The organism is Salipiger sp. (assembly GCF_059781815.1).
On record NZ_JBYNAH010000320.1, the window covers coordinates 1 to 3,904 of the forward strand.

Consider the following 3,904-nt stretch of genomic DNA (forward strand, 5'->3'; position numbering starts at 1 on the left):
GGGCACCATGTGCCGTATCCTGACCTGGTACGACAACGAATGGGGTTTCTCGAACCGCATGTCGGACACCGCGGTCGCCATGGGCAAACTGATCTGATCACGGCGCCAAGCCGCTGCAGAACCGCTCGGGGCGGGGTCGGAAACGGCCCCGCCCTTTTTCTTGCCTGTCACCTCCTGATGGCCCGCCAGCCGCTCTGTCTCTCACTCTTCCTGCATCCGCCGCGCCACCGCATAGCCCTGCCGGGCGCTGCGTGGCTGCACCCCCTGCCCGATCATGAGACCGGACGTCGCCCGGCCCGGTTCCGCCGTTTCGCCGCCGCGCGCCGCGCTCGGCCCGGGGCCCGGTTTGTGCGGGCGCGACGGGGTGGACTGCGTCAGACGGCGCGTCGGTCGCGGCCCGAAGGCTCGGATATCCATGCGATCACCTCCTGATCCTTGGTTGCATCCCTGATCCTCGTTTCATCCCTGGCTGCCTCGGTCCTTCGCTGTCTCGTTGTCCTTGGCTGTCTCGTTGCCGCTCGCTGTCCCGATGCCGTTAACCCTACGCGCGGAAGGTTAAGATCTTCCTGACGGGGCGGCAGTCGCCGCCCCGCCCGCCGTCGCCATGCAAAAACTGCAGAACGGGTTTGGAATTTCGGAAATTGTGCTGCGCCGCAGCAAAGCCTAGGTTAGCGCCAACAGCAACGAAGGGGGGAGCTACGGAGAACACCATGACCCACCTTATTGCAACGCTCAAAACCCGTCTCGATCAGCGCTCCCGCTATCGGCGCACCCTGCGCGAACTGCGCCGGATGTCGCTCGATACCGCGCTCGATCTGGACATCTACCGCGGCGATCTGCGCCGCATCGCATCCGAGGCCGTCTACGGCCAGGCCCGCGCCTGACCGCCGGCCCCACGACATCCGAAGGACCTATGACATGACCGTACTCAACAGCATCTACCGCCGTTACGCCTATCGCCGCACGCTCAGCACCCTGCGCGGCCTGCCCGAGCGCACCCGCATGGACTGCGACATCGCCGGCCACGAGGACGAGCTCGCCCGGCGCGCGGTTTACGGCCTTTAAGACTGCGCGAAGCGCGCCTTCAGCGCTTCGTAGACCGGCGGCGTGACAAAATTGCTCACGTCGCCGCCGAGCCGCGCGATCTCCTTGACCAGCTTCGACGCGATCGCCTGATGCCGGGCTTCGGCCATCAGGAACACCGTCTCGACGCTGTCATCGAGAACGCGGTTCATCCCGACCATCTGGAATTCATACTCGAAATCCGCGACCGCCCGCAGGCCGCGGACGATGATCTGTGCACCGACGTCATGGGCGCAGTCGATCAGCAGATTCTCAAACGGGTGCGCGATGATCTCGGTGCCGGTCTCGTCCGAGAGCTTACGGCATTCCGCCTCGATCATCGCGACCCGCGCCTCGAGATCGAAGAGCGGGCCCTTGTCGCGATTGATCGCGACGCCGATCACCAGCCTGTCGACCAGCGCCGCCGCGCGCCGGATGATGTCGATATGGCCCAGCGTGATTGGGTCGAACGTGCCGGGATAAAGGCCGATGCGCATGGGGCTGCCCCTGATCTGTCAGTTTGCGGCACGCAACAATATTGCGTCGCTGAATGCAACCCCTTGACCAAAGTGCCGCGGCATGCCGCGGCCCCGGTCAGTAGCCCATGATCATGCCCTGAAGCGCGTCCTTCTCCATCGCGAGCTCGGAAATCTGCGCCGCGACCACGTCGCCGATGGTGATGATCCCGACCATCACGCCCTCTTCGACCACCGGCATGTGGCGGAAGCGGCCCTCTGTCATGCGGGCGAGGATGACGTCGCTGTCGTCAGACGAGGTGCAGGTCTTGAGTTCCGTGGTCATCAGCGTATCGACCGTCGCGCTTAGGACAGCGGCCCCGTCGGCGGCGAGACGGCGCACGATGTCGCGCTCGGACAGGATCCCGAGCGGCGTCTGACCGTCCTCGGAGATCACCACGCCACCGATGCGGCGCTCGGCCAGCATCTTGGCGGCATCGGCCACCGTGGTCGCGGGGGTCACCGTGACGACGCCGTCATCCGCCTTGTCCTTGAGAATCTGTTGCACCTGCATCCGGCTCTCCTCCATGCCTTCTCTGCGCGTGCATCCAGCGTCCGGCCCCTGCGACAATCTGTCAAGTCAGACCTTCGAGGTGGGTTAGTTCTTTGCGAATCCCCTGCGCCAGCGCCTCGGCAAAGGCATTGAGCCGCCCGAGGCGGCGGTCGTCCTCGTGACGCACCAGATAGAAGCTGCGGGTGATCTCGACCTCCGTCGCCAGCACCTTGCGCAGCCCCGGCGCCGCGGGCAGCGCGAAATCATGCACGATGCCGAGGCCTGCGTGCTGGCGCAGCCAGTGGAACTGCACCGAGACGCTGTTGGAGGCCAGCCGGACGCGCTCGACGCCGAGATCGGCGAGGTAGTCGAGCTCCTTGTCGAAAATCATGTCGGGGATGTAGCCGACGATGCGGTGCTCGCGCAGATCCTCGCGGCTGCGGATCGGCGGATGTTGCGACAGATACGCCTCGGAGGCGGCGAGGTGCAGCTTGTAGTCGGCCAGCTTCTGCACCACCAGCCGCCCGGCGGTGGGAGCCGAGACGCCGATGGCGATGTCGGCCTCGCGCCGCGACAGGTTCACGATGCGCGGCAGCGCGACGATCTGGATCTCGAGATCGGGGTTCTGCGCGCCGATCTCGGCGCAGACCTGCGGCAGCAGGAAGTTGGCGCAGCCATCCGGCGCGCCGATGCGGATCTGCCCCGACATGCCCTCGCCGGCCCCGCGCACCGCCTCGGCGCCCTGCCCGAGCGCCTGTTCGGCCTCCTCGGCATGGCTGAGCAACCGCGCCCCGGCCTCGGTCAGCGCATAGCCCTGCGGGCTCTTGGCAAAGAGCGGCTGGCCCAGGGTTTCCTCGAGACGTCCGATGCGCCGGCCCACCGTGGCCGGGTCCATGCGCAGCACCCGGCCCGCCCCCGAAAGGCTGTCGCCGCGCGCAACGGCAAGGAAAATCCGCAAATCGTCCCAGTTCCCCCGCATCGTCGCACCTTCATTTTTGCAAAACCCTTTTGTCCGATTACCTCTGTTGCCTGCATTTCCGCAAGACTAAGGTGGCGCCAAATCCGAATGACAGGAGGAGCGATCATGAAAGAACTGACGCATTTCATCAACGGACAGCACGTGAAGGGGACCTCGGGCCGTTTCACCGAGGTGTTCAACCCAGCCACCGGCGAAGTCATCGCCAAGACGCCGCTGGCCACCGTCGAAGAGCTCAACGACGCGGTCGCCAAGGCCGCCGAGGCCCAGAAGGTCTGGGGCGCCACCAACCCGCAGCGCCGCGCCCGCGTGATGATGAAGTTCGGTGCGCTCATCAACGAGCACATGGACGAGCTGGCCGAGCTGGTCTCGATGGAGCACGGCAAGACCCTGCCCGACGCCCGCGGCGACGTGCAGCGCGGTCTCGAGGTGGTCGAGGTCTGCATGGGCGCCCCGCACATGCTCAAGGGCGAGTACACCGACAATGGCGGCCCCGGCATCGACCTCTACTCGATGCGCCAGCCGCTCGGCGTGGTCGCGGGCATCACCCCGTTCAACTTCCCCGCCATGATCCCGCTGTGGAAGATGGCCCCGGCCCTCGTCGCCGGCAACGCCATGATCCTCAAGCCCTCCGAGCGCGTGCCCTCGACCTCGCTGCGCCTCGCCGAGCTGATCATCGAGGCCGGCCTGCCCGAGGGCGTGCTGCAGGTGGTCAACGGTGACAAGGAGTGTGTCGACGCGATCCTCGACAACGAAGAGATCGCCGCCGTGGGCTTCGTGGGCTCGACCCCGATTGCGCAGTACATCTATGGCCGCGCCGCCTCGAACGGCAAGCGCGCCCAGTGCTTCGGCGGCGCC

The 3,904-nt window shown here is 66.3% G+C and carries 7 protein-coding genes; 3 read left to right on the forward strand and 4 right to left on the reverse strand.

Translation table 11 applies throughout. From position 1 onward, the window contains the following. Positions 1-201: 201 nt before the first annotated feature. Positions 202-417 carry a hypothetical protein gene (locus tag AC6RA4_RS23815; protein WP_500164539.1) on the reverse strand — a complete coding sequence of 72 codons (216 nt, stop codon included), beginning with the start codon at positions 415-417 and terminating at the stop codon, positions 202-204. A 293-nt stretch (positions 418-710) separates the two neighbouring features. Between AC6RA4_RS23815 and AC6RA4_RS23820 the strand changes: the two genes are divergently transcribed. Both AC6RA4_RS23820 and AC6RA4_RS23825 read left to right on the forward strand, forming a co-directional pair. Continuing rightward, on the forward strand, positions 711-884 hold the full coding sequence (locus AC6RA4_RS23820) for a hypothetical protein (RefSeq protein WP_500164541.1): 174 nt from the start codon (positions 711-713) through the stop codon (positions 882-884). 34 nt (positions 885-918) lie between these two features. Further along, positions 919-1,065 (forward strand): glyceraldehyde-3-phosphate dehydrogenase, encoded by a 147-nt coding sequence (locus AC6RA4_RS23825; protein WP_500164543.1) that lies wholly within the window; start codon positions 919-921, stop codon positions 1,063-1,065. On the opposite strand, the gene coaD is transcribed toward AC6RA4_RS23825, so the two are convergent. The 3 genes from coaD to AC6RA4_RS23840 form a co-directional block, all read right to left on the reverse strand. After that, entirely contained in the window at positions 1,062-1,559 is a 498-nt protein-coding gene (gene coaD / locus AC6RA4_RS23830; protein WP_500164545.1) for a pantetheine-phosphate adenylyltransferase, read from the reverse strand. The genes AC6RA4_RS23825 and coaD overlap by 4 nt on opposite strands. 97 nt (positions 1,560-1,656) lie before the next feature. Then, positions 1,657-2,091 (reverse strand): CBS domain-containing protein, encoded by a 435-nt coding sequence (locus AC6RA4_RS23835; RefSeq protein WP_500164547.1) that lies wholly within the window; start codon positions 2,089-2,091, stop codon positions 1,657-1,659. Positions 2,092-2,152: 61 nt separating this feature from the next. Next, complete coding sequence (locus tag AC6RA4_RS23840; protein WP_500164549.1) at positions 2,153-3,049, reverse strand: LysR family transcriptional regulator; 897 nt, start codon at positions 3,047-3,049, stop codon at positions 2,153-2,155. 105 nt (positions 3,050-3,154) lie between these two features. Here AC6RA4_RS23840 and AC6RA4_RS23845 point away from each other — a divergent pair. Then, a partial coding sequence (locus AC6RA4_RS23845) for an aldehyde dehydrogenase family protein (protein ID WP_500164551.1) occupies positions 3,155-3,904 on the forward strand: 750 nt, incomplete at its 3' end.